This window comes from Pseudomonas sp. PAGU 2196, from assembly GCF_022179005.1.
In the GTDB taxonomy this organism is placed as follows: domain Bacteria; phylum Pseudomonadota; class Gammaproteobacteria; order Pseudomonadales; family Pseudomonadaceae; genus Aquipseudomonas; species Aquipseudomonas kermanshahensis.
Genome location: NZ_BNTL01000030.1, coordinates 64,519 through 89,750 on the forward strand (window position 1 = coordinate 64,519; position 25,232 = coordinate 89,750).

The following is a 25,232-nucleotide window of genomic DNA, read 5'->3' on the forward strand; positions in this document are numbered from 1 at the left end:
CCAGCCTCGCCTACCCACACCAAAAGTCATAAGCCGACAACTGTTCAGATTTTATCCAAATCCATCTTTATCCGGTCACCGAGAGCGGGTATCATGCCCACCCTTTTTCGAACTCCAAGATTCGGCCCCACAACAGGGATCACCTATGTCGGCGGTACGCATCGGCCCATACACACTGCGAAACAACCTGATCCTCGCCCCTATGGCCGGGGTCACGGACCAGCCTTTCCGAACACTTTGCAAGCGCCTGGGCGCAGGCATGGTGGTGTCGGAGATGGTGTCCAGCGACATGAGCCTGTGGAACAGCCGCAAGTCGAGCCTGCGCCGCATTCACGAAGGCGATCCCGAGCCGCGCTCGGTGCAGATCGCCGGCGGGGATGCCCAGATGATGGCAGCGGCGGCCAAGGCCAACGTCGAAGCGGGTGCCCAGATCATCGACATCAACATGGGCTGCCCGGCAAAAAAAGTCTGCAACAAAGCTGCAGGCTCTGCTTTATTGAGAGATGAAGCCTTGGTCAGCGAGATTCTCCACGCCGTGGTAGGCGCCGTGGACGTCCCGGTGACGCTGAAGATCCGCACGGGGTGGGATCGGGCGAACAAGAACGGCCTGAATGTGGCGAAGATCGCTGAACAGGCCGGCATCCAGGCGCTAGCGGTGCATGGCCGCACACGCGCCGACCTGTACACAGGCGAAGCCGAATACGACACCATCGCTGCCATCAAGCAGGCGGTGTCTATCCCGGTATTTGCCAACGGCGATATCACCTCGCCAGAAAAGGCCCGGGCGGTACTGGACGCCACCGGGGTCGATGGCCTGTTGATCGGCCGCGCCGCCCAAGGGCGGCCCTGGATCTTTCGCGAGATCGAGCATTACCTGCGGACCGGCGAACAGTTGCCGGCCCCGCAGCTGGACGAAGTGGAACGCATCCTGCTAGAGCACCTGGCCGCGCTGCATGCCTTCTATGGCGATGTGATGGGCGTACGTATCGCCCGCAAGCACGTTGGCTGGTACCTGGCAACACGACCCGGCGGCAAGGAGTTTCGCTCCCGGTTCAATGCTTTGGAAGACACACAAGCGCAGTGCGCCAACGTTCGCGCGTTTTTCAGTGAACGTCGACAGAGCCTTGAGACAGAGGACGGACAAGGGGTGGCCGCATGACGATGATGACCGAGACATTTGTGAGTGGAACAACGCCCGTGAGCGACAACGCCAACCTGAAACAGCACCTCAACACGCCGAGCGAAGAGGGCCAGACCCTTCGCGACAGCGTCGAGAAGGCGCTGCACAACTACTTCGCCCACCTGGAAGGCGCGACCGTCACGGACGTGTACAACCTGGTGCTCTCCGAAGTCGAGGCGCCCCTGCTTGAAAGCGTGATGAATTACGTGAAGGGCAACCAGACCAAGGCCAGCGAGATGCTCGGGCTCAACCGAGGCACCCTGCGCAAGAAGCTCAAGCAGTACGACTTGTTGTAAGCCAGAATCCCAATCAGAAAAGGCGGCTCCCTGAACAGAGGCGCCTTTTTTGCTGACTCCACCGCGTTATGGAATCCGAAATGACCGACCAGACTACCCGCCTGCCGATCCGCCGCGCCCTGATCAGCGTCTCCGACAAGACCGGTATCCTCGAATTCGCCCGTGAGCTGCAGCAGCTCGGTGTCGAGATCCTGTCCACCGGCGGCACCTACAAGCTGCTCAAGGATAACGGCGTGAACGCGGTGGAAGTGGCCGACTACACCGGCTTCGCCGAAATGATGGATGGCCGGGTCAAGACCCTGCACCCGAAAATCCACGGTGGCATTCTGGGCCGTCGCGGCATCGACGACGCCATCATGAACGAGCACGGCATCAAGCCGATCGACCTGGTCGCCGTCAACCTGTACCCCTTCGAAGCCACCATCTCCAAGCCAGGCTGTGACCTGCCGACCGCCATCGAGAACATCGACATCGGTGGCCCTACCATGGTCCGCTCCGCTGCCAAAAACCACAAAGACGTTGCCATCGTGGTCAATGCCAGCGACTACACCAGCGTCCTCGACGGCCTGAAAGCCGGCGGCCTGACCTACGCCCAGCGCTTCGACCTGATGCTCAAGGCGTTCGAACACACCGCCGCCTACGACGGCATGATCGCCAACTACATGGGCACCATCGACCAGGCCAAGGACACCCTGAGCACTGAAGCACGCAGCGAATTCCCGCGCACCTTCAACAGCCAGTTCGTCAAAGCCCAGGAAATGCGCTACGGCGAGAACCCGCACCAAAGCGCGGCGTTCTATGTCGAAGCCAAAAAGGGTGAAGCCAGCATCTCCACCGCCATCCAGCTGCAAGGCAAGGAGCTGTCGTTCAACAACGTGGCCGACACCGACGCCGCGCTGGAGTGCGTGAAGAGCTTCGTCAAACCGGCCTGTGTCATCGTCAAGCACGCCAACCCGTGCGGCGTGGCCGTGGTACCGGAAGACGAAGGCGGCATCCGCAAGGCCTACGACCTGGCCTACGCCACCGACACCGAGTCGGCCTTCGGCGGCATTATCGCCTTCAACCGCGAGCTCGATGGCGAAACCGCCAAGGCCATCGTTGAGCGCCAGTTCGTCGAAGTGATCATTGCCCCGAAAATCTCCCAGGCCGCCCGCGACGTGGTCGCCGCCAAGCAGAACGTTCGCCTGCTGGAATGCGGCGAATGGCCAGCTGAGCGTGCTGCCGGCTGGGACTTCAAGCGCGTCAACGGTGGTTTGCTGGTGCAGAGCCGCGATATCGGCATGATCACCGCCGATGACCTGAAAATCGTCACCAAGCGTGCCCCGACCGAGCAAGAAATCCACGACCTGGTGTTTGCCTGGAAAGTGGCCAAGTTCGTCAAGTCCAACGCTATCGTCTACGCCAAGCAGCGCCAGACCATCGGCGTCGGCGCCGGCCAGATGAGCCGCGTCAACTCCGCTCGCATTGCTGCAATCAAGGCCGAGCATGCTGGCCTGCAGGTTCAAGGTGCGGTCATGGCGTCGGATGCGTTCTTCCCGTTCCGTGACGGCATCGACAATGCGGCTAAAGTGGGTATCAGCGCCGTGATCCAGCCAGGTGGTTCGATGCGTGATGCCGAAGTCATCGCCGCAGCCGACGAAGCCGGCATCGCGATGGTGTTCACTGGCATGCGCCACTTCCGCCACTGATTACACGGATTCCGGGGCGAGCAGCGGGCCTGTGGGAGCGGGCTTGTCCCGCGAATGCGGCGGTGAATTCACCATCGCATTCGCGGGGCAAGCCCGCTCCCACAAGGCCCGCCGCCAGCCTCGAGACCACCTTGAATTGAGGTTTTGACATGAAAGTTTTGATCATCGGCAGCGGCGGCCGTGAGCACGCCCTGGCCTGGAAAGTCGCCCAGGACCCACGCGTCGAGAAAGTTTTCGTTGCCCCGGGCAACGCCGGCACCGCCACTGAAGCCAAGTGCGAAAACGTCGCCATCGACGTCAACGCCCTGGAGCAACTGGCCGACTTCGCCGAACAGAACGTACAACTGACCATCGTCGGCCCAGAAGCGCCGCTGGTCGCAGGTGTCGTCGACCTGTTCCGCAGCCGCAACCTGGACTGCTTCGGCCCCACCAAAGGCGCCGCACAGCTCGAAGGCTCCAAGGCCTTCACCAAGGATTTCCTGGCGCGTCACAAGATCCCGACCGCCGACTACCAGAATTTCACCGAAATCGAGCCAGCCCTGGCCTACCTGCAGGAAAAGGGTGCGCCGATCGTAATCAAGGCCGACGGCCTGGCTGCGGGCAAAGGCGTGATCGTCGCCATGACCCTGCAAGAAGCCGAAGACGCCGTGCGTGACATGCTGGCCGGCAACGCTTTTGGCGATGCGGGTTCGCGTGTGGTCATCGAAGAGTTCCTGGACGGCGAAGAAGCCAGCTTCATCGTCATGGTCGACGGCCACAACGTGCTGCCAATGGCCACCAGCCAGGACCACAAGCGCGTCGGCGACGCCGACACCGGCCCGAACACCGGTGGTATGGGCGCCTACTCGCCTGCCCCAGTCGTGACCGCCGACGTGCACCAGCGCGTGATGGACCAGGTGATCTGGCCGACCGTGCGCGGCATGGCCGAGGAAGGCAACGTCTACACCGGCTTCCTTTATGCCGGCCTGATGATCGACAAAGCGGGCAACCCCAAGGTCATCGAGTTCAACTGCCGCTTCGGCGACCCGGAAACCCAACCGGTCATGCTGCGCCTGGAGTCGAGCCTGGTGCTGCTGATCGAAGCCGCCTTCGCCAAGGCCCTGGACAAGGTTGAAGCCCAGTGGGACCCACGGCCGAGCCTGGGCGTCGTGCTGGCTGCCGGTGGCTACCCGGGCGACTACGCCAAAGGTGACGCGATCAGCGGCCTGGACGCTGCCGCCAAGCTCGAAGGCAAGGTGTTCCATGCCGGTACCACCCTGAAAGACGGCCAAGTGGTTACCGCCGGCGGCCGTGTGCTCTGCGCCACCGCCCTGGGCCAAACCGTCGAAGCCGCTCAGCAGCAGGCCTACCGCCTGGCAGAGCAGGTCAAGTGGGACGGCAGCTTCTACCGTACCGACATCGGCTACCGGGCCATTGCCCGCGAGCGCGGTGAACACCAGCAGTAACCTTTACCGAAGCGCCGTGACGCCTTGCGCCCACGGCCTTCGGCTCGTCGACAGGGCCCTTTCTGGGCCTTGCCTTCGACTTGGCGCGCCGCGCATAGTTAGTATCCGGCACATCGGCTAAGAAGGGATTTCGTAGTGCGTCGGCTTCGGATTGCCACAGCTCTGATCGTCAGCTTGCTGACCCTGCTCTGCCTGCTCCCGGCCTCGGCCGAAGAAGGCGGAGGCTGGTCTGTTCTGCTCGACGAACAGGCCAACCTGCAATTAAGCGACGTGCGCTCCGATCGCTACCGCAACCAGTTCAGCCCGCTGCTGCTCAGCGACCTGGATGCTGCCCCTGCCGAACAAGCCCTGTGGCTGCACTATCGCCTGGAACCCGGCGATCAGGAGCAACTGCTGCGGGTGTTCGCCCCAGACCTTTCAGGCCTGGACCTCTACGCCCTCGAGGGCGACAAATTACTGCGTCAGCTGCACCACGGGCGCCAGGCCGGCAATGCCAGCCCAACCCTGCGCGGCAGCGACCATGTGCTGCCATTGCCCAACAGCCGGCAGCCGCTGGACATCTACCTGCGCCTGGTGTCCGAGCACCAATTGCGCCCAGCCATCAGCCTTGAGCCCGCGGCCGTTGCCGCTTCCGACCAGACCCAACCGCTGCTGTTCGGCATGCTGTTCGGCGGCCTGGTGATGCTGATCCTGCACAACCTGATCCGCTTCCTCTATGGCCGCTCCACCACCACGTTAATTTTGGCGCTCTACCACGGCCTGATGCTGCTCAGCGGGTTGATCCTGCTCAACCTCAGCGGCCCCTGGTGGCACGTGTGGCACAGTGCGCAAACGCCAGCGGCCTACCTCACCCTGGTCCTCGCAGGCCTGGCCGGGCTGTATTTCACCCTGCATTTCTTCTCGCCATGCCATTCGCCGCGGCTCAACCGCCTGTTGCAGGGGGAGATGCTGGTGGCTGCGGTCAGCGGCCTGGTGCTGCTGTTCGTCGACACCTTGCCACTCAACCTGATGACCTATGCCCTGCTGGCCCTGGGAAGCGTCAGCATGCTGCTGGTCAGCGCCTATCACTGGTACAAGGGCTACGCGCCCGCACGCCTGTTCACCCTTGCCATGGGGGTCTACAACCTTGGCGGCCTGGTGCTGTTGCCCGCGCTTCTGGGGCTGACCCGCACGTCGACGCCGTGGCTGCTGTGCGTGCTCATGGGCTTGACCGTCATTTGCGGCCTGCTGCTTAACCTGGCCGTCAGCGAACGCCTGCGCCGCATGAGCGAAGAGCGCTTCAGCGCCAGCCGCGCCCTGGCTGCCAGCGATGCCGAGATCAACGCCAAGGCCGAGTTCCTGGCCAAGATCAGCCACGAAATCCGCACGCCCATGAACGGCGTGCTGGGCATGACCGAGCTGCTGCTCGGCACGCCGCTGTCGGTCAAGCAGCGCGACTACGTGCAGACCATCCACAGCGCCGGCAACGAGCTGCTGACGCTGATCAACGAGATTCTCGACATCTCCAAGCTAGAGTCCCGGCAGATCGAACTGGACGATGTGCAGTTCGACCTCAATGCATTGATCGAGGATTGCCTGAACATCTTCCGGGCCAAGGCCGAACAGCAGAACATCGAGCTGATCAGCTTCACCCAGCCTCAAGTGCCTCGCGTGATCAGTGGCGACCCAACGCGCCTGCGCCAGGCACTGTCGAGCCTGCTGGAAAATGCCCTGAAAAACACCGACCAGGGGGAGATCCTGCTGGTGGTGGCACTCGACCAACGTGGCGAAGCGCCGCGCTTGCGCATTGCCGTGCAGGACAGCGGCGAACCGTTGCCCGCCGCCGAGCGCGAAGCCTTGTTGCAAGCCGAGCTGCACAGCCATCACTTCCTCTCCAGCAACAAGCTCGGCGGCCACCTCGGGCTGGTCATCGCCAAGCAGTTGATCGGCCTGATGCAGGGCGAATTCGGCATCAAGAGCAGCAGCGGCATGGGCAACACCCTGTGGCTGACCCTGCCGCTGGACCCTTCGCGCCTGGAACAACCGCCCGCCGACCTCGATGGCCCATTGCGCGACGCGCGGGTACTGGTGGTGGACGACAACGACACCTGCCGCAAGGTGCTGGTGCAGCAGTGCAGCGCCTGGGGCATGAATGTCAGCGCGGTGCCTTCCGGCAAGGAAGCGCTGGCATTGCTGCGCACCAAGGCGCACCTGCGCGACTACTTCGATGCCGTGCTGTTGGACCAGAACATGCCCGGCATGACGGGCATGCAACTGGCGGCCAAGATCAAGGAAGACCCAAGCCTTAACCACGACATCCTGGTGGTAATGCTCACGGGCATCAGCAACGCGCCGAGCAAAGTCATCGCACGCAATGCCGGGGTCAAGCGGATACTCGCCAAACCGGTGGCAGGCTATACGCTAAAGACCACACTGGCCGAAGAGCTGGCCCAACGCGGCCGTGAGCAAGCGGTGCCGGCCACCCCTCCCGGTGTGCCACAAGCACTGGACCTGCCCCGCGACTTCCGTGTGCTGGTCGCCGAGGACAACAGCATCTCGACCAAAGTGATCCGCGGCATGCTCGGCAAGCTCAACCTCGAGCCAGACACGGCCTGCAATGGTGAAGAAGCGTTGCAAGCCATGAAGGCGCAGCGCTATGACCTGGTGCTGATGGATTGCGAAATGCCCGTGCTGGATGGCTTCTCTGCCACCCAGCAACTGCGCGCATGGGAAGCCGCGCACCAGCGCCCACGTACGCCCGTGGTGGCGCTGACCGCGCACATCCTTGCCGAGCACAAGGAGCGCGCCAAGTTGGCGGGTATGGATGGGCACATGGCCAAGCCGGTGGAGCTGTCGCAATTGCGTGAGCTGATCCAATATTGGGCGAATCACCGGGAAGCCAAGACGGATCCCGCGCCTATCCCGTAAGCAATGCCGACGATGCATCGACAGGCATCCACCGCAGCCGAGGATCCCAACCCATGCTCCATGAGTTGTTCAGTGTCTACCTGAAGATGCTCGTGCTCTACAGCCCATTCTTTGTGCTGTCGTGCTTCATCAGCCTGACCCGCGGCCATTCCAGCAAGGAACGCAAGCAGCTTGCCTGGAAGGTGGCCTTCGCCGCCCTGGTCGCCAGTGTGCTCCTGTACCTGTTCGGCCGGGCGATTTTCGGCATTTTCGGCATCACCGCCGACGCCTTCCGCATCGGTGCCGGCAGCGTGCTGTTCATCTCGGCGTTGGGCATGGCGCAAGGCAAACCGGCGGTGCAGGCCGACAACGCTCAGCAGGACGTGACCATCGTGCCCTTGACCATCCCCCTGACCGTCGGCCCCGGCACCATCGGTGCCCTGCTGGTGATGGGCGTGGGCCAGCCGCATTGGGACGACAAGTTGCTGGCCATCGCCAGTATCGCGCTGGCCAGCTTCACCGTGGGCCTGGTGCTGTACCTCTCGCACGGCATCGAGCGGATTCTCGGCGACCAAGGCCTGCAGATCGTCAGCCGCTTGATGGGATTGTTCGTCTGTGCCCTGGCGGCGCAGATCATCTTTACCGGGATCAAAGGCTATCTGAGCGCCTGAGTGGAATGTTGTGTATCAGTGCCCGATTGTTTTTCTTCACGTTGGCCAGTTTCGCTTTGAACTCATTGCGAAATAGCCTGAGATTGAAACGAATCAACTCGGCGCTTTGTACTGCATTCTTGAACTGCAAGCCAAAAGGTAGAAAAAGAAAGCCATCTATTTTGAATTCCAGTGGCATGTCGAATTCCGAGTGAAATACCACCATGTCATAGAAATCACCTGAGTGACGAATGCACGGCAGCATCTGAAAGTGCAGCCGGCTCCCACTTATCGCATTCAGTTCAAATGCTTTCAAGGCATAATCATTATTTCTTAACACTTCCGAGGACTTCTGAGCGACCTCCGCAAGTGCCGTCGAACCCGCTGCTTCGATGGCTTTGACTGCCTCTGCCACCACACTGGCTCTGTCTCCCCCACTTCGTCGAATGTTGGGCGGCGGGGTGGCGTCCCAGCCGAGAAAACTCAGCTTACGTCGATAATTGGAAAACCAGTCCAGGTTCAACCCAGAGGCATATTCCTGACGTGTCGCTTGCTGTGCAAAAATATTTGCCAGCATAATGTCTTCCCGGTCTTCAACAGGGCAAGTAGCACCAAAAGACATGACACTACCAGAAACAACACTGGCAGCTGATAGTTTTTCAGATGTATCAGTCATACGTTGTTCCTTGTTTTAAACTGTCGGCATCTTCAAACTGTACGCCGCCCTCAGCGGAGCATACCGTTGATGGAGTTCATCCCGAATGCTGTTCAGCACGACATCATTAATTAAATATTGAGTGCATTGAATACTGATGTCACCCAGGGAGGCAGAGTCGAAGCGCTGCCTGGACCAGTCGACTTCAACTGAAACCTGGCTCTCGAACCTTAACTGAGCGCTCACGATAATCACCCCTGGCATAACCACACGTAACTCAGTGACCAACGTCGAAGGTTTTCCAGATTGCGCTGGCCGCACACATTCAACCCACAGTGCTTTAAGGGCTGCATGCTCCGGCGGTAGGCAAAAAGCGTCCAGACAACGCATGGCGCCGTCCCGATATTGAACTGGCAACGCAGCAAGAACGGTTTCGCGCAAGCACTTGAAAGGCTGTGAAACTGCCTTGGGCCTTTCGGCCGGCCTTATTTCAACAAAACTACAGCCAAAATCGCCTTGGCTTTCCCTGTATTCAGCGCACCAATCCCAATACTCGTGAAACATTGAGAATTCATGCTCCGCCTTGACGTACGCTGCCAATTGAACATCAAGTTGCGCATCAACTTCCGTTGCCGCCCAAGCGCGAGGTAATAGCACCAACGCATTGCCGTTCAGCCACATGCAGAATTCATACGGCATAGCTCGTCTCCTCAAGGAGGGCCGGGAACGCTGGCTCCCGGCCCCTTATTCAGCCCTTGCGGCGCTTGAGTGGCGCAGACAGCAAGACCTTGCGAGACTCCCCGCCAAGACGGCTTACGAGCACGTCTTTGTTATCCTCGTACAAACTTCTATGGAGGCTTAGCTTGGCAGTCGAGGTGTAGACCGTGCCGCCGCTGCTGGCCCAGGTAAACAACAACGGGTTGGTTTTTTTGTTGGGGTCGGCATCCGTTTGTGCAGCACTCAGCAGCATGACAACTTCACCTTTTTCCGATTCATCACAAAAGGCCAGGCTCAGCGCGGTGCAGTCATCTTCTTCTGACGTTCGATCGAACAATTTAACTGTGTCGGGGGACTCCGCCAACATCTGTACAGCAGCCTCCCCTACTTCTTTCGCCGCACCGAGGACACCCCCCGTAGCCGCACCCAATGCGATCTTCAGCCCTTGGCCAAGCAGGTTACTCAGTTCCAGCTTCATGGTGCTACTGGTGACCGTGTTCGTTTTATACAAATTGACAATCCAGCCAGTAGCCTGGACCATCTCGATATAACATTCGAACCATTGAACAGCTTGCTTGCTGGGATGAAACTGGGCAGTGGCTGCTTGTGAAGCAAACTGGTGGCAGTTTTTGACGGCTTCACAGCTGTCGATCTTCATGTGCTCGGGGAACACAAACACACTACCACCTGGGAGCACTTCTAAACGCTTGGCAACAAGTTCGTCGGTCATGGCTATTACTCTTCGTAAGTTGCTGGGGAGCCGTCTGGCTCCAGCCATCAACCTACCGAGCACGATGTACTCTGCCTTCCCTGAAACGCTTCCCAACCCTCAGGGTTTCATTCCGTACCACCGTGGGGTGTAGGACCACACCCCACCCGACAGGCGAGGAAACACGCAGGTTGTAGAGGAGCCGACCAAGACCATGGTGCGCATGTCGACCATTTCCGGCAGCAGTTCGGCCAAGGTGACTACCTTCAGCGTCTGCCCCGGCCTACCGATGTCACGGCCAAGGACTACAGGCGTGCTCCCCTCGCGGTGCCGACGCACCACCTCCAGCGCCCCCCCTAGCTGGTGCGGCCTGGACTTGGAAATCGGGTTGTAGAAGGCCAGCACCAGGTCAGCCTGGGCCGCCAGATCCAGACGTTTTTCGATGATCGACCAGGGCTTGAGGTTGTCCGACAGCGACATCACGCAGAAGTCGTGACCTAGCGGTGCACCTGCCTGGGCGGCCGTGGCAAGCGAGGCCGAAACGCCAGGGAGGATCTCGAGGTCCACGCGATGCCACGCTGGGTCACTGGACTCATGCAGCGCTTCAAGCACCGCAGCAGCCATGGCGAACACGCCCGGATCACCCGACGACACCACCACCACCGAACGGCCCTGGGCCGCCAGCTCGAAGGCATGCCGGGCGCGCTGCATCTCTTCACGGTTGTCGGTACAGTGCAGCACCTGGTCGTCACGGAAGGGCCCGGCCATGCGCACGTAGGTTTCATAGCCAAGTACGTCTTCGGCACGCGCCAGCTCGGCCTTGACCGCCGGCACCATCAGTTCGGCAGCGCCCGGCCCCAAGCCGATGACGGCCAGACGACCACGACGGCGGCCAACCTGCGCTACCTCAACCGGGGCAGGCGCCACGGCAATGGCCGCCCCCTCAAGCTCGGTCAGCCGGGCATCGGGCAACGCCGCTGCAAGCATGCTGGCTACACCGTCTGGATTGGCAGCGAAGCGCAAGGGCACACCCATAGCCTGCGCGGCCTCGTGCAAGCCGCTGTCGGCCATGGCCTGCTCGTCCGCCAGCAGGCAGGCTACTGACGGCTCGGCGATGCCGGCCCGCTGCAGCGCAGCACGGATACCGTGCACGTTCCCGCCTGCAACACCCACGACCACCGAGCGCGGGTGAATCAGCAGTTCGTCGCGGTTGGCCGGGCGCAACTGATGCCCCACATGAATGCTGCGCCGAGCCACCTCGCTGGCGGGTAACTGCGCCTGCTGCAGCCAGGGGGCATCACCTTCGATGCGCACCGACTCGCCGGCCAGCAGGTCAGAGACAAAGCGCTTGCCTTGCTCGATATCCACCAAGGCATAGCCCGGCGGCGGGTTCAGCAAGCAGGTACCAAAACGCAGCTCGCCACTGGTGGTAATGGCTGCGGCAACACCCAGCGCCTCAGCCATTTCACGCGCCATCACGTTCACGCCGCTCAGACCACCGAGTAGCGGCACTACCGCGCTGCCATCTTCAGCCACGGCCAGCACCGGCGGCTCGACGCCCTTCTCGCTGAGCAGGCTGGCCAGGCTGCGGATGACGATACCCGCTGCGCACAGGGCAATGATCGGCGTGTCCTGCTGGTACAGCCCGCGCAAGGTATCGCCGAACGAGGTGTACGACTGGTCAGCACCCTCGACACGCCCCTCCAGGCCATGGATCGTGGCCTGTGGATAACAGTGCTGGATACGTTGCGCCGTCGCCAGGCTGCCCGGGCCAAGGATGACGATCGCCGGTGCCTTCTGCATGTTCAGCCCTGCCATTTTTCCCCCGGCACGATGATCAGCGAGAAATACGGTGACGACTGCGGATTGACCTGGTCCAGCGGCACGATCTTCTGGTTGGCCATGGTTGCCCGCTCCACATACAGCGCACGCCCGTCCAGGCCCAGTTCGGCCAGCACATCGCGCACCTTGGGGAAGTTGCGGCCAAGCTTCATGATCACCGCAGCATCGGCGTCGGCCAGGCGGCGCTTGAGCTCTTCGGCCGGCAATACGCCCGACAACACCGACAGGCTCTGGTTGCGGTACACCAGCGGCGCACCCAGCACCGAGGCGCCCCCGAGCATCGAGCAGACGCCAGGAATCACTTCAGCCTCATAGCGCTGCGCCAGGCGGTCATGCAGGTACATGTAGGAGCCGTAGAAGAACGGGTCGCCCTCGCAGATCACCGCCACATCGCGGCCGGCGTCCAGGTGCTCGGCAACCTGCACGCTGGCTTCATCGTAGAAGTCGCTGATTACCTGCTCATAGGACAGCGGTGCCGGCAAGGCTTCGGTAGTGACCGGGTAGACCAGCGGCAGCAAGGTCTGCTCTGGCTGCAGGTGCGCCTCGATGATGCCGAACGCATTGCCGCGCTTACCCTTGGCCACGAAGTAGCCAACCACCGGCGCCTCGCGCAACAGGCGCAGCGCCTTGACGGTGATCAGTTCAGGGTCGCCAGGGCCCACGCCCAGGCCCAGCAATCGTCCACGTGGCGCCATCATTCCACCTCCGTGGCAAGGGCGTTGACTGCGGCGGCGGCCATCGCGCTACCGCCTAGGCGGCCTTGCATGATCACGAACGGCACGCCACGGCTGTCGGCGGCGAGCATGGCCTTGGATTCAGCCGCACCGACGAAGCCGACCGGGAAGCCGAGGATGAGCGCAGGCTTGGGTGCGCCGGCGTCGATCATCTCCAGCAGGTAGAACAGCGCGGTCGGGGCATTGCCGATCACCACCACGCTGCCTTCCAGGTACGGCCGCCACAGCTCCAGGGCCACGGCGGAACGGGTATTGCCGGCGTCTTTGGCCAGGCCAGGCACGCTCGGGTCGCGCAATGTGCAGACCACTTTGTTGTCGGCGGGCAGGCGCGCGCGGGTGATGCCTTCGGCGACCATGTGCGCATCGCAGAGGATCGGTGCGCCCTTGGCCAGGGCTTCACGGCCGGCGCGGCCGGCCCCTTCGGAGAACTGCAGGCCGTCGATGGCTTCGACCATGCCGCAGGCATGGATCACGCGCACGGCGAGCTTTTCGAGGTCTGCGGGTATCCGCTCGAGTCGGGCTTCCTCACGGATGATCCGGAAGGAATTGCGATAGATCTCCTGACCATCGCGGATGTAGTCAATCATCAAGGTGCTCCGTCGGCAGGTCGAGCATGGCGCCTGCTTCGTTCAAGGTGAGGTCGATGGCACGCAGGGCGCCGAAGCCCGGCAGGCGTGCATCGCGCTCATACACGTCGTAACGGCCCGGTGAACGGGCCAGCAAGGTGGCCGGGGCAACATGGGCCACGGCGCAGGATCGGGGGCAACCAGACAGGTGCACGCTGCCCGGCACGCCAGGGCCCAGCAGCGCGGCCAAGGCCACGGCATCGGCCTTGGTCTCGCCCTGTGCCTTGGCGCAGCCACTACTGCCGGTGCAGGCGCTGATGCGGGCCAGTGGCTCGTGGCTGTGGCACAGCAGGCCCAGCGTGGACATTTCGCCCTGGGCTTGCGTGATCTGGTCCGGGTCGAGATTGGTCAGCACCAGGCTTTGCCAAGGGCTCAGGCGCAGGCTGCCGTCGCCCAGGTGCCGGGCGATGCGCGCGGCACCCCGCAGCATCTCGGGGGTCAAGCGGCCCTGCGGCGGAGCAACGCCCAGGGCGAGACCGTGGGCTTGTGGCAACACACCCAGCCACTCGGGCTGGCGTGTCGGGCGGCGCCATTCAAGCACGGCGGCATCGCGGCGGATGTCCAGGCCGAGCCCTTCGACAAACGATGCAGGCGAACAGCATTCGAGCAACTGGCGCATGCGCGACTGGTCCACAGCGGCCAGGTCAAGGAAGCGCTCCAGCACCGCACGCACCAGGGCCAGGCCCTGCTCCACCGGCACCGCCCCGAGCACCTGGCCGTCCGCAGGGCAGCCCGCCAGGCCAAACGCCAGCCACGTCCGCTGCTCGATAGGCAGCGCCGAGAGCCACAGGTCATGCGGGTGCTCAAGCATCGCCAGGCCTTCGCCGGCGTCCAGTAGCACGGCGAACTTCGCCGACAACTGGTGAAACCGCGGTGTGCCTTCCAGCAGGTCGAGGATCTGCCCCGCCAGCGGCCGGGCATCCAGCAACATGGCAGGGTCATGCCCGGCCAGCGGGCTGAGCATCAGGTTGCGCACATCGTCACCGGCGGCTTCGCGCGGGCCCAGGCCTGCCGCGAGCAGCCTGGCGATCAGGCCTTGGTGGTCGCTGCCAATACCGCGAATCTGCAGGTTGCCGCGGTTGGTTGCCTCGATCACACCACCGGCAAAGCGCTCGGCGGCCTCGGCCACGGCATCGGCCTGGTCGGCCAGCAGCAGACCACCCGGCAGCTTGATGCGGCAAATCCCGCCATCACGGGCACTGACGATGCGCCACAACCCCGGGCAGGCCGAGGGGCGAGGTGAAACGTCGGGGGCGTGGGCCTGCTTCAAAGGGGTGTCCGGCAATCTGTGAAAGTGCGCTTGAGTGTAGAAGGCGCGGTATTATGCCTGCTTTGTCCGGCGGCATGAAAAGCCGGTGGTCGAGCTTATCGTTTACCCGGGGCGCGAAGCGGCCTCAGAAATGGCGGATTGAAACACATGGCACCCTGGCTGACAGTAGTAGGCATCGGCGAAGACGGCTTCAATGGCCTTGGCAAGCAGGCCCGGCGTGCCCTGCTGGGCGCTTCGCGGATCTTCGGCAGCCCCCGCCAACTGGCTTTACTGCCACGCTGCGTGGTCGGCGAGCGGATGCTTTGGCCAACCCCTTTCTCTTTGGCGCCCGTGCTCGCCCAGCGCGGCGAACCGGTCTGCGTGTTGGCCAGCGGCGACCCGATGTTCTTCGGCGTCGGTGCCAGCCTGGCGCGCCAGGTGCCCGCCAGCGAGATGCGGGTGCTGTCGATGCCGTCCTCCTGTGCACTGGCCGCCGCCCGCCTCGGCTGGCCGCTGCAGGACGTGCAGGTGGTGTCGGTGGTCGCCCGGCCGCTGGCGGCGCTCAATGCACACCTGCACAGTGGCGCCCGCCTGTTAGTACTGAGCAACGACGGTGACAGCCCCGCGGCGATCGCTGCACAGCTTTGCCAGCGTGGCTTCGGGCCGAGTCGCCTGCGCGTGTTCGAACACCTGGGTGGCACCGATGAACGCGCACTGGCCGGCACCGCTCAGGACTGGCCTCACACCCAGGTTGCAGCGCTCAACTTGGTGGCCATCGAATGCCTCGCCGCGCCCGATGCCCTGCGCCTGCCGCGGGTCGCCGGGCTGCCGGACAGCGCCTTCATGCACGACGGCCAACTGACCAAGCGCGATGTCCGCGCCATCACCCTGGCCCGCCTCGCCCCCCTGCCCGGTGAGCTGCTGTGGGACGTGGGCGCGGGCTGCGGCTCGATCGGCATCGAGTGGATGCGCACCCACCCCGCCTGCCGTGCGCTGGCCATCGAGGCCGACGAAGGGCGCCAGGGTTTTATCGAACACAATCGCGATGCGCTGGGCGTGCCCGGCCTGCAACTGGTCCGTGGCAAGGCGCCTGAAGCCTTGGCAGAGCTTGAGCAGCCCGACGCGGTCTTCATTGGCGGCGGGGTAACGCGTGAAGGCGTGCTCGACCTGTGCTGGCAGCGGCTGCGCCCCGGCGGGCGACTGGTGGCCAACGCGGTCACCCTGCAAAGCGAACTGGCACTGGCGCACTTTCGCGAGCGACACGGGGGTGAATTGACCCGCATCCATGTTGCCCATGCGCAGCCGCTGGGCACGTTCGACACCTGGCGCCAGGCACTGCCAATCACCTTGCTCGATGTGGTGAAGCCCCTCGATGCGTGAAGAAACCCACGAGCAGCCCGCGCCCCTGCGCAGCGGCCTGACCACCGGCAGCTGCGCCACCGCCACCAGCCTCGCGGCGGCGCGCCTGCTGCTGACCGGCGTCTGCAGCGACGCCGTGAGCATCACCCTGCCCAAGGGCAAGGTCGTGCAGATGCGCCTGGAGTTCTGCCGCCGCGATGGCGAATGCGCCGAAGCCGGCACGCTGAAGGACGCCGGCGACGACCCGGACGTGACCCATGGTGCCCTGCTGTTCAGCCAGGTCCGCCTGCTGGCAGAGCCCGGCATCCGCTTCGTCGCAGGCCAAGGCGTCGGCACCGTGACACGCCCGGGGCTGGTGCTGGCAGTGGGTGAACCGGCGATCAACCCAGTGCCCCGGCGCATGATGGGCGAACACCTGCAACGCCTGGCTGACGAGTGCGCCTACCGCGGCGGTTTCGAAGTCACGGTCAATGTTCAGGGCGGTGAACAGCTGGCACTGAAAACCATGAACCCGCGCCTGGGCATCCTCGGCGGGCTGTCGATTCTGGGCACCAGCGGCATCGTTCGGCCGTTTTCCTGCGCGGCCTACATCGCCTCGATCCATCAGGGCATCGACGTGGCCCACACCAACGGCTACACGCACATCGCCGCCTGCACCGGCAACGCCAGCGAAGACACCATGCGCCGGGTCTACGGCCTGCCGGAAATCGCCCTGATCGAGATGGGCGACTTCGTCGGCGCCGTGCTCAAGCACCTGCGCAAGGTGCCGGTACCGCGCCTGAGCCTGTGCGGGGGGTTCGGCAAGATCAGCAAGCTGGCTGCCGGGCACATGGACCTGCACAGCCGCCACTCAAGCATCGACCTGCCGCAGTTGGCCGGCTGGGCGGCGGATATCGGCGCTGACGCAAACCTTCAGGCCGCAATCATCGCCGCCAACACCAGCCAGCAAGCCCTGGCACTGGCGCATGCCGCAGGCATCGCCCTGGGCGACGCCGTCTGCGCGCACGCGCTGGCCTTCGCCCGCAGCGTGGTGCCGCCGCAGGTGCAGGTAGAGGTGTTCGCCATCGACCGCCAAGGCGGCATCGTCGGCCAGGCAGGTGTGCAATGACCGCGCGCATCCTGCTGCTGGGCGGCGTTACCGAGGCCCTGGCCATCGCCCGCCAGTTGGGCCCGCAGCACGTCTACAGCCTGGCAGGCATCGGCCGCGTACCGCAGGACCTGACCTGCAAGGTGCACGTCGGTGGCTATGGCGGTGCTGAAGGCCTTGCCCAATACCTGCGCGAGGCGGGCATTACCCTGCTGATCGATGCCACCCACCCCTATGCCGCGCAGATCAGCCGCAACGCCGCCATCGCTTCACGTCGTGCAGGTATCCCCTGCTGGGCGCTGCGCCGCCCCGCCTGGCAGGCACAGCCGGGTGACGATTGGCGCGAAGTGGACGACTGGGCGGGGCTGATCGAGGCGCTCGCGCCATTCCGGCGGCCGCTGTTCACCCTGGGCCGCGAGCCGCTGCAACACCTGGCAGAGATCCCGCCGGATCAGTTCTGGACCTTGCGCGCACTGGAGGCCTGCCCCGGTAACGAACGTTGCGAGGTGATCGGCGCACGCGGGCCATTCCGAATCGAAGACGAACGTGTGTTGTTCGCGCGCCGCAAGATCGACGTACTGATCAGCAAGAACAGCGGCAGCGTGGCGACCGAGCCCAAGCTGGACGTGGCGCGGGAGCTAAGGGTGCCAGTATTGATCCTGCGGCGCCCGGAACTACCGGTGGTCGATGAGACATTCATTCACTCAGACGCATTGCTTGCCAGGCTGACGCTTTGACTGCTCGCCAGTCATGACGTATATCCCATTGACATATACGACATGCAACCTAAACTTCTGTCACACATTGTCGCTACCCTAGGAGGCCCATCATGGAGCAAGGTGCTGTCTTCAAAAGCAACCGCAGCCAGGCCATCCGCTTGCCAAAATCCGTCGCACTTCCCGATGGCATCACCCGAGTGGATATTGTTGCAGTTGGGCGTACGCGCATCATCACACCTGCTGGTGAATCATGGGACAGCTGGTTCGAAAGTGAGCCTGCAAGCGCGGATTACATGGCCAGCCGTGACCAACCTGCAGACCAGGAACGTGAAGGTTTTTAATGCTCAGGTACCTGCTCGACACCAATATCTGCATTTTCACGATAAAGAATAAACCGCAACGCGTCCGCGAAGCGTTCAATCGCCATCACGGCCAATTGGCGATCAGCACAATTACTTTGATGGAACTGATCTACGGCGCTGAGAAGTCGGATCATCCTGAGCGCAATCTTTCGGTGGTCGAGGGCTTTGCCGCGCGCCTTGAAGTACTCGATTACGATAGCCATGCGGCTGAGCACAGTGGCCAGCTTCGTGCGGAATTGGCCAGATCAGGGACCCCCATTGGTCCTTACGACCAACTGATTGCCGGGCATGCCCGAGCGCTTGGCTTAATTTTGGTAACTAACAATGTGCGCGAGTTTCAACGAGTACCCGGTCTAAGGGTTGAAGACTGGCTCGTTTCGCCCTGACAGCGTAACGGTTAGTACTGCTTTCCTACAGGTCCTATCGACTTTGCCACCGCTTCACGCGGTCGCACCCGAATGGCCTTTCTTCGCTCCGTTGCCTTAGACTTCAGCCCTCTCCTCCAGAAGGCTTCATTCATATGGACATGCAATGGTGGATCTGGCTGGTCTTCGGTATCGCGCTGATCCTGCTCGAACTGGTCCTGCCCACGTTCTTCATTCTCTGGTTCGGCATCGGCGCCGTGCTGGTTTCGCTCATCTCGCTCGCCGCGCCCAGCCTGCAACTGGATATGCAGATGCTGTTGTGGGTGCTGCTTTCTTCAGTCACAACTGCGCTGTGGTTCAAGGTGTTCCGGAACAAGAAGCCGGATGTGCGCTGGACAGCCGACAGCGTGATTGGCGAAGTCGGCCTGCTCACCGCCAGCGTTTCCGAGTTCCAGAAAGGCCGCGTGCGTTTCCAGAAGCCAATCCTCGGCAACGAGGAATGGACCTGCATCGCCGACACTGACATCCCATCCGGCGAGCGCGTGCGCCTTACCGCCATCGAAGGGAACACCGCCCGCGTCATCCGAGCCTGAATCCGTACTAAAAGGAAGTTCGTATCATGACCAGCCTTATCGTCGTGGGCGCCCTCGCCCTGTTCGTCCTGATCACCGTGTTCAAGGGGGTGCGTATCGTGCCTCAGGGCGAAGAGTGGATCGTCGAGCGCCTGGGCCGCTACAACAACACCCTCAAGCCCGGCCTGAACATCGTCATTCCTTACGTGGACGTGGTCGCCTATCGCCTGCCCACCAAAGACATCATCCTCGATGTACAAGAGCAGGAAATCATCACCAAAGACAACGCGGTGATCGTCGCCAATGCCCTGTGCTTCGCCAAAGTAGTCGACCCACAGAAGGCCTCCTACGGCGTGCAGAACTTCTCCTTCGCCGTCACCAGCCTGACCATGACCTCGCTACGCGCCATCGTCGGGGCCATGGACCTGGACGAGGCCCTGTCCAGCCGTGAGCAGATCAAGGCACGCCTGCGCGAAGCGATGTCCGAGCAGACCGAAGACTGGGGCGTGACTGTGCGCTCGGTAGAAATCCAGGACATCAAGCCGTCACAGAACATGCAACTGGCCATGGAGCGCCAGGCCGCCGCCGAACGTGAGCGTAAAGCCGACGTGACCCGCGCCGAAGGTGCCAAACAGGCCGCGATCCTCGAGGCAGAAGCGCGTCTGCAATCGGCCAAGCTGGACGCCGAGGCACAAATCAACCTGGCCGAGGCTTCGGCGCGGGCGATTTCGCTGGTCAAGGACGCGGTGGGTAACGAGACCGTGCCGGCCATGTATTTGCTGGGCGAACGGTACATCGGCGCGATGGAGAACCTGGCCAGCAGCGACAATGCCAAGGTGGTAGTGCTGCCGGCTGACCTGCAGGAAACCGTGCGCGGCTTGATGGGCCGCAACAAGGTTTGAGAATGCCGGGGCCGCTCTGCGGCCATTCGCGGGGCAAGCCCGCTCCCACACCCTGTGGGAGCGGGCTTGCCCCGCGAATGGGCTGCAGAGCAGCCCCAGAAACCACCGCCAACTGCGTCACTTCACCGCACCCCACCTTTTTTACCTATACTGCGCCTTACAATAGCCACCACGATTCCTGACCGGATCTCTCCATGCCCCCACGTCGGCACATTGCCTGGATAGCCTGCCTAGCAGTGCTGTTCAACCTGCTGGCCATGCCGCTGTCCTCTGCCGCGCCCAAGGGCCCGGCCGAGCAGTTGCTGTGGGGGGCGTTCTGTTCCAGCATGGCCAACAAGGCCAAGGTCGACGTCCAGGCCCTGGCCAAGATCGACCTCGGCCCGCAGAGCGATGACAGCGCCAGCATGATGAACTGCTGGTGCTGCTCCGGTGCCGCCCCACTGCTGGCCCTGCCTGGCTACCCGCCGCAGTTGCATAACCCGCCGACCCTGCACGCGGGGCACTCGCCGCAACTTGCCGATTATCAACCCACGCCGCGCCAGCTATGGCCTGCGCTCAACCCCCGCGCCTCCCCTTTGGTCTGAGTTGCTCACGCTGTCTGCCTGAACCTGAACAGATCGGAGACTCACCATGCTCAAGCACGCTCTCGTCGTGGCTGCCCTGCTGCTGCCCAGCGCCTTCGCCACTGCCCATGAATACACCGTGGGTGACCTGCACATCGCGCACCCCTGGTCGCTGCAACTGCCACCGAATGCACCCAACGTCGCCGCGTATTTCGTCGTGCACAACAATGGCCAAGCGGATGATCGCCTGCTCAGTGTCGACAGCCCCATCAGCGACGACGCTCAATTGCACGAGCACGCCATGACGGCCAGCGGCACCATGAAGATGCAGCAGGTGCCCAACGTAGTAGTGCCCGCTGGCAAAGATGTGACCTTCGCCCCCAGCGCCTACCACGTGATGCTGATGCAGCCTAAAAACCGCAGCCTGCTCACCGACGGCAAGCGTTTCCCGCTGACCCTGCATTTTGAAAAAGCCGGTGACGTCACCGTCGAAGTCGCCGTGCAGAAAGAGGCGCCCTCGGGAACGCCCCAGGCCCACGAACACGCGCACTGACCATTAGCTGACAGGCACTCGCCATGAGCCTGCCGCGCAACAGCCTCAGCCGTACCACCCGCCCTGAACGCAGGCGCGTCGGTGGCGGCTGGTTGAGCCTGTTCGCCATGTGGATGATCTTCATCGGCCCGCTGATTTCCCAGTCGATGCCGATGGATCACCACGCCGGCATGAACATGCCGATGGACATGTCGATGCCCACCGGGCATCAGCATGGCGCCGACTCGCATCACGGCCACGGTGGCGATGGCCAATTGCATGTGATGTGGGAAAAGTGCGGTTACTGCAGCCTGCTGTTCAACTGCCCCGCACTGCCACAAACCCTCAGCCCGCTCAGTGCCAGCATCGTAGTACCCGCCACCCACCTTACTGCCGCCACGCACCAGGGGCATGCCCGGCAGGCTGTATTCCCTGGGGCGCGCAGCCGCGCACCGCCCTCCTCGATCAGCGTCTGAAAACCCATTGTTCGCACGGAGCCAGGAGGCTTCGCGCCCACTCATGACTGATCGACTGGAATCATTATGTCCGGCTGCACCCCTGTTTTTGCCCTGTCCCTGCGTGGGGCCATCGCCGCCGTGTGCGGTTCGCTGCTCGCGCCCGTGGCCCTGGCCAGCGACCTCGGCCACGCTGACCACGCGCACGACGCACCCGAGCTGAGCCCGACGGTGATCACTGCCGTGGCGCCCAGCTCGCCGCTGACCGTGGTCACCAACCCGAAAGACCCTCGCCAGCCTGTACCGGCCAGCGACGGGGCCGACTACCTCAAGACCATCCCCGGCTTCTCGGCCATCCGCTCCGGCGGCACCAACGGCGACCCGGTATTGCGCGGCATGTTCGGTTCACGCCTGAACATCCTCACCAATGGCGGCGTCATGCTGGGCGCCTGCCCCAACCGCATGGATGCCCCCACCTCGTACATCTCCCCAGAAACCTACGACCGCCTGACCGTGATCAAAGGCCCGCAAAGCGTGATCTGGGGGCCTGGCGGCTCGGCCGGCACCATCCTCTTCGAGCGTGAGCCTGAAAAGTTCGTCACCCTCGGCAGCCGCGTCAACGCAAGCCTCTTGGCCGGCTCCAATGGCCGCTTCGACAAAGTGCTGGACGCCGCGGCAGGCAACAGCCAGGCCTACGCCCGCTTCGTCGGCAACCAGTCGCGCTCGGACGACTACCACGACGGCAACGATGACACCGTGCCCTCGCGCTGGGACAAGTGGAACGGCGATGTGACCCTCGGCTGGACCCCCGACCAGGACACCCTGCTCGAACTCACCGCAGGCAAGGGCGATGGCGAAGCACGCTATGCCGGGCGCGGCATGGACGGCTCGCAGTTCCAGCGTGAAAGCCTTGGGCTGCGCTTCGAGAAGTCCAACCTCGGCGAGGTGCTCGACAAGGTCGAGGCACAGGTCTACTACAACTACGCCGACCACGTGATGGACAACTACAGCCTGCGCACGCCCTCGGGCAGCGGCATGATGGGGATGCCGATGGTCAGCAACGTCGACCGCCGCACGATGGGCGCCAGGGTCAAGGCGACCTGGCGCTGGGCCGACGTGCAACTGGTCAGCGGTATCGATGCGCAGACCAACGAACACCGCCAGCGCGGCGGCATGGGCGTCGATGCGCACAAAGGCCAGGCCTGGACCAAGGATGCCGATTTCCACAACTACGGTGCCTTCAGTGAGCTGACCTGGTACGTCAGTGGCGAGGACCGGCTGATCACCGGCGCCCGCCTGGACCGCGCCTCGGCCCGCGACTTCCGTAAAGGCAGCGCCACCGAAGGCGACAACCGCGCAGACACCCTGCCCAGCGGTTTCGTCCGTTACGAACATGACCTGGCGGCCATCCCCGCCACCACCTACATCGGCCTCGGCCACGCCCAGCGCTTCCCCGACTACTGGGAGCTGTTCTCGCCCAAGTTGGCGCCAGCCGGCGCAGCCAACGCCTTCGACGGCATCAAGCCGGAAAAGACCACCCAGCTCGACTTCGGCATCCAGTACCGCGACGCCCGCCTCGAAGCCTGGGCATCGGGTTATGTCGGGCAGATCCGTGACTACATCCTGTTCGACTACCGCACCGGCATGATGGGCATGAGCACGTCCCAGGCCCAGAACATCGACGCCCGCATCATGGGCGGCGAAGTGGGCGCGGCCTACAAGCTCAGCGAAAACTGGAAGGCCGACGCTACCCTGGCCTACGCTTGGGGCAAGAACAGCAGTGATGGCAAAGCGCTACCGCAAATGCCGCCCCTGGAAAGCCGCCTGGGCCTGACCTACAGCCGCGACGTCTGGAGTGTGGGTGCGCTGTGGCGGCTGGTGGCCGCGCAAAACCGCATCGCCGAGAACCAAGGCAACGTGGTCGGCAAGGACTACGAAAAGAGCGCGGGCTTTGGTGTGTTCTCGCTCAATGGTGCCTACAAGGTGAACAACAACCTCAAGCTCAGCGCAGGGGTCGACAACCTGTTCGACAACACCTACGCCGAGCACTTGAACCTGGCCGGGAACGCCGGGTTCGGCTACCCGGCCACAGATCCACAGCCGGTGAACGAGCCAGGCAGGACCTTCTGGACCAAGGTCGATTTCAGCTTCTGACAACAACAACGGGCGCGGCCACGGTCGCGCCCCTCACCTGGTCAAACAGGAGGTTCCCATGCGCGGAACACGCATATCTTTCTACAACCTGGCCTGGCGTTGGCATTTTTACGCGGGGCTGTTCGTCGCCCCGTTCATGATCCTGCTGGCGATCACCGGGATCATCTACCTGTTCAAGCCGCAGCTCGACCCGCTGCTGTACCGCGACCTGATGGTGGTCGAAACCGGCCATCACCGACAGGCCGCGGATGTGATGCTGGCCGAGGTACGGCAGGCGTATCCGCAAGGCCATGTGGGGCAGTACCTGCCGCCCCTGAATGCCGAACGCAGCGCGCAGTTCGTGGTACATGACGGCGGCCGTGAACTGAACGTGTTCGTCGACCCCTACAGCGGCAAGCTGCTCGGTGCGCAGGACGGCAAGCAGAACCTGCAAGCGATTGCTCGTGCCCTGCACGGTGAGCTGATGGTCGGCACGGTCGGTGACCGCCTGGTGGAGCTGGCAGCAGGCTGGGGCATCGTGCTGGTGGTGTCCGGCCTGTACCTCTGGTGGCCACGTGGGCGCAACAGCGCGGGCGTGCTGTGGCCGCGTTTTTCCGCACGCGGTCGGCTGCTGTGGCGTGACCTGCATGCGGTGACGGGGTTTTGGGGCTCGGCCCTGCTGCTGCTGATGCTGCTCAGTGGCATGACCTGGACGGGCCTGTGGGGCAAGCAATACGCCGATCTGTGGAACCGCTTCCCGGCCGCGATGTGGAACGACGTACCCAAGTCCGATCAGCAGGCAGGTGAGCTCAACAGCGCCCATCGCCAGACCGTGCCCTGGGCAATGGAAAACACCCCCATGCCGCAGTCCGGCGCCCATGCCGAACATGCCGGGCATCACATGATGTCGAATGCCCCGGCAGCGCCGCAGGTGAGCCTGCAGCAGGTCGAGGACATCGCCACTGCGCGCCAGGTCGAACCGGGCTACAGCATCACCTTGCCGACCACGGCCGACGGTGTGTTCAGCGTTGCGGTATTCGCCGATGACCCGCGCAACGACGCCACGCTGCATGTCGACCAGTACACCGGCAAGGTGCTGGCCGACGTGCGCTGGCAGGACTACAGCCCGGTTGCGCGTGCCACCGAGCTGGGCGTGATGCTGCATGAGGGCAAGATGTTCGGGGCGTTCAACCAGGTCATCATTCTGCTGGTGTGCCTGATGATCTTGCTGGGTTCGGTCAGTGGCCTGGTGATGTGGTGGAAACGCCGGCCGGCTGGCGGGTTGGGTGTGCCGCCGCTGCGCCATGACCTGCCGCGCTGGAAGACGGCGGTTGCGGTGATGGTGGTGTTGGGGGTGTTGTTCCCGCTGGTGGGGGTGTCGATGGTGGTGATGTGGCTGGTCGATAGCCTGGTGGTGCGCAGGCGCCGAGTGCTGGCCAGCGCCTGATCCTTGCTGTGACCTTACGGGCCTCTTCGCGGGACAAGTCGGACCGCGAAGAGGCCCGT

Annotated in this window: 25 protein-coding genes; 18 read left to right on the plus strand and 7 right to left on the minus strand. The window is 63.3% G+C overall.

Annotation, left to right across the window (positions count from 1 at the left end):
• Window positions 1-145 precede the first annotated feature (145 nt).
• The 6 genes from dusB to MFF34_RS23220 all read left to right on the plus strand — a co-directional run bounded on the left by dusB (window position 146) and on the right by MFF34_RS23220 (window position 8,166).
• Window positions 146-1,159 carry a tRNA dihydrouridine synthase DusB gene (gene dusB / locus MFF34_RS23195; RefSeq protein WP_027592597.1) on the plus strand — a complete coding sequence of 338 codons (1,014 nt, stop codon included), beginning with the start codon at window positions 146-148 and terminating at the stop codon, window positions 1,157-1,159.
• Entirely contained in the window at window positions 1,156-1,476 is a 321-nt protein-coding gene (gene fis, locus MFF34_RS23200) for a DNA-binding transcriptional regulator Fis (RefSeq protein WP_012274390.1), read from the plus strand. The genes dusB and fis overlap by 4 nt, the downstream gene beginning before the upstream one ends.
• Before the next feature lie 80 nt (window positions 1,477-1,556).
• Window positions 1,557-3,164 (plus strand): bifunctional phosphoribosylaminoimidazolecarboxamide formyltransferase/IMP cyclohydrolase, encoded by a 1,608-nt coding sequence (gene purH, locus MFF34_RS23205; RefSeq protein WP_238216664.1) that lies wholly within the window; start codon window positions 1,557-1,559, stop codon window positions 3,162-3,164.
• 149 nt (window positions 3,165-3,313) lie between these two features.
• The gene (gene purD / locus MFF34_RS23210) at window positions 3,314-4,609 is read left to right on the plus strand and encodes a phosphoribosylamine--glycine ligase (RefSeq protein ID WP_186677431.1); all 1,296 of its coding nucleotides are present in this window, start codon (window positions 3,314-3,316) and stop codon (window positions 4,607-4,609) included.
• Between the two features lie 135 nt (window positions 4,610-4,744).
• Window positions 4,745-7,516, plus strand: coding sequence for a hybrid sensor histidine kinase/response regulator (locus MFF34_RS23215; protein ID WP_085272337.1), 2,772 nt, complete (start codon window positions 4,745-4,747; stop codon window positions 7,514-7,516).
• A gap of 53 nt (window positions 7,517-7,569) precedes the next feature.
• Entirely contained in the window at window positions 7,570-8,166 is a 597-nt protein-coding gene (locus tag MFF34_RS23220) for a MarC family protein (RefSeq protein WP_238216666.1), read from the plus strand.
• Here MFF34_RS23220 and MFF34_RS23225 read toward each other — a convergent pair.
• The 7 genes from MFF34_RS23225 to cobG form a co-directional block, all read right to left on the minus strand.
• Complete coding sequence (locus tag MFF34_RS23225; RefSeq protein ID WP_238216668.1) at window positions 8,144-8,821, minus strand: hypothetical protein; 678 nt, start codon at window positions 8,819-8,821, stop codon at window positions 8,144-8,146. The genes MFF34_RS23220 and MFF34_RS23225 overlap by 23 nt on opposite strands.
• 15 nt (window positions 8,822-8,836) lie before the next feature.
• The gene (locus tag MFF34_RS23230) at window positions 8,837-9,499 is read right to left on the minus strand and encodes a hypothetical protein (protein ID WP_238216670.1); all 663 of its coding nucleotides are present in this window, start codon (window positions 9,497-9,499) and stop codon (window positions 8,837-8,839) included.
• Between the two features lie 49 nt (window positions 9,500-9,548).
• Window positions 9,549-10,247, minus strand: coding sequence for a hypothetical protein (locus MFF34_RS23235; RefSeq protein ID WP_238216671.1), 699 nt, complete (start codon window positions 10,245-10,247; stop codon window positions 9,549-9,551).
• A gap of 99 nt (window positions 10,248-10,346) precedes the next feature.
• On the minus strand, window positions 10,347-12,044 hold the full coding sequence (gene cobJ / locus MFF34_RS23240) for a precorrin-3B C(17)-methyltransferase (protein WP_238216673.1): 1,698 nt from the start codon (window positions 12,042-12,044) through the stop codon (window positions 10,347-10,349).
• Window positions 12,032-12,766 (minus strand): precorrin-2 C(20)-methyltransferase, encoded by a 735-nt coding sequence (locus MFF34_RS23245; protein ID WP_238216674.1) that lies wholly within the window; start codon window positions 12,764-12,766, stop codon window positions 12,032-12,034. The genes cobJ and MFF34_RS23245 overlap by 13 nt, the downstream gene beginning before the upstream one ends.
• Window positions 12,763-13,389 carry a precorrin-8X methylmutase gene (locus MFF34_RS23250; RefSeq protein ID WP_027592587.1) on the minus strand — a complete coding sequence of 209 codons (627 nt, stop codon included), beginning with the start codon at window positions 13,387-13,389 and terminating at the stop codon, window positions 12,763-12,765. The genes MFF34_RS23245 and MFF34_RS23250 overlap by 4 nt, the downstream gene beginning before the upstream one ends.
• The gene (gene cobG, locus MFF34_RS23255; protein WP_283236628.1) at window positions 13,382-14,713 is read right to left on the minus strand and encodes a precorrin-3B synthase; all 1,332 of its coding nucleotides are present in this window, start codon (window positions 14,711-14,713) and stop codon (window positions 13,382-13,384) included. The genes MFF34_RS23250 and cobG overlap by 8 nt, the downstream gene beginning before the upstream one ends.
• 132 nt (window positions 14,714-14,845) lie before the next feature.
• Between cobG and cbiE the strand changes: the two genes are divergently transcribed.
• From cbiE to MFF34_RS23315, 12 genes are all read left to right on the plus strand, one after another.
• The gene (cbiE, locus tag MFF34_RS23260; RefSeq protein WP_238216678.1) at window positions 14,846-16,057 is read left to right on the plus strand and encodes a precorrin-6y C5,15-methyltransferase (decarboxylating) subunit CbiE; all 1,212 of its coding nucleotides are present in this window, start codon (window positions 14,846-14,848) and stop codon (window positions 16,055-16,057) included.
• Window positions 16,050-17,144, plus strand: coding sequence for a cobalt-precorrin-5B (C(1))-methyltransferase (locus MFF34_RS23265; RefSeq protein ID WP_027592584.1), 1,095 nt, complete (start codon window positions 16,050-16,052; stop codon window positions 17,142-17,144). Before cbiE ends, MFF34_RS23265 begins: the two co-directional genes overlap by 8 nt.
• Window positions 17,141-17,860, plus strand: a complete 720-nt coding sequence (locus tag MFF34_RS23270; protein ID WP_238216680.1) for a cobalt-precorrin-6A reductase — start codon at window positions 17,141-17,143, stop codon at window positions 17,858-17,860. Before MFF34_RS23265 ends, MFF34_RS23270 begins: the two co-directional genes overlap by 4 nt.
• A gap of 92 nt (window positions 17,861-17,952) precedes the next feature.
• Window positions 17,953-18,183: a type II toxin-antitoxin system VapB family antitoxin gene (vapB, locus tag MFF34_RS23275; RefSeq protein WP_085272331.1), complete on the plus strand. Its 231-nt coding sequence runs from the start codon at window positions 17,953-17,955 to the stop codon at window positions 18,181-18,183.
• The gene (gene vapC, locus MFF34_RS23280) at window positions 18,183-18,590 is read left to right on the plus strand and encodes a tRNA(fMet)-specific endonuclease VapC (RefSeq protein WP_027592581.1); all 408 of its coding nucleotides are present in this window, start codon (window positions 18,183-18,185) and stop codon (window positions 18,588-18,590) included. The genes vapB and vapC overlap by 1 nt, the downstream gene beginning before the upstream one ends.
• Before the next feature lie 134 nt (window positions 18,591-18,724).
• Window positions 18,725-19,162, plus strand: coding sequence for an NfeD family protein (locus tag MFF34_RS23285; RefSeq protein WP_238216682.1), 438 nt, complete (start codon window positions 18,725-18,727; stop codon window positions 19,160-19,162).
• 26 nt (window positions 19,163-19,188) lie between these two features.
• The gene (locus tag MFF34_RS23290) at window positions 19,189-20,043 is read left to right on the plus strand and encodes an SPFH domain-containing protein (RefSeq protein WP_027592579.1); all 855 of its coding nucleotides are present in this window, start codon (window positions 19,189-19,191) and stop codon (window positions 20,041-20,043) included.
• Window positions 20,044-20,237: 194 nt separating this feature from the next.
• The gene (locus tag MFF34_RS23295) at window positions 20,238-20,627 is read left to right on the plus strand and encodes a DUF2946 domain-containing protein (RefSeq protein WP_099430555.1); all 390 of its coding nucleotides are present in this window, start codon (window positions 20,238-20,240) and stop codon (window positions 20,625-20,627) included.
• A gap of 46 nt (window positions 20,628-20,673) precedes the next feature.
• A complete protein-coding gene (locus tag MFF34_RS23300) occupies window positions 20,674-21,159 on the plus strand; it encodes a copper chaperone PCu(A)C (RefSeq protein WP_238216684.1) in 486 nt (161 codons plus the stop codon).
• A 23-nt stretch (window positions 21,160-21,182) separates the two neighbouring features.
• Window positions 21,183-21,614 carry a DUF2946 domain-containing protein gene (locus MFF34_RS23305; RefSeq protein ID WP_238216686.1) on the plus strand — a complete coding sequence of 144 codons (432 nt, stop codon included), beginning with the start codon at window positions 21,183-21,185 and terminating at the stop codon, window positions 21,612-21,614.
• 66 nt (window positions 21,615-21,680) lie between these two features.
• Window positions 21,681-23,747 (plus strand): TonB-dependent copper receptor, encoded by a 2,067-nt coding sequence (locus MFF34_RS23310; protein ID WP_238216688.1) that lies wholly within the window; start codon window positions 21,681-21,683, stop codon window positions 23,745-23,747.
• A gap of 58 nt (window positions 23,748-23,805) precedes the next feature.
• Entirely contained in the window at window positions 23,806-25,173 is a 1,368-nt protein-coding gene (locus tag MFF34_RS23315) for a PepSY domain-containing protein (protein ID WP_238216690.1), read from the plus strand.
• Window positions 25,174-25,232 lie beyond the last annotated feature (59 nt).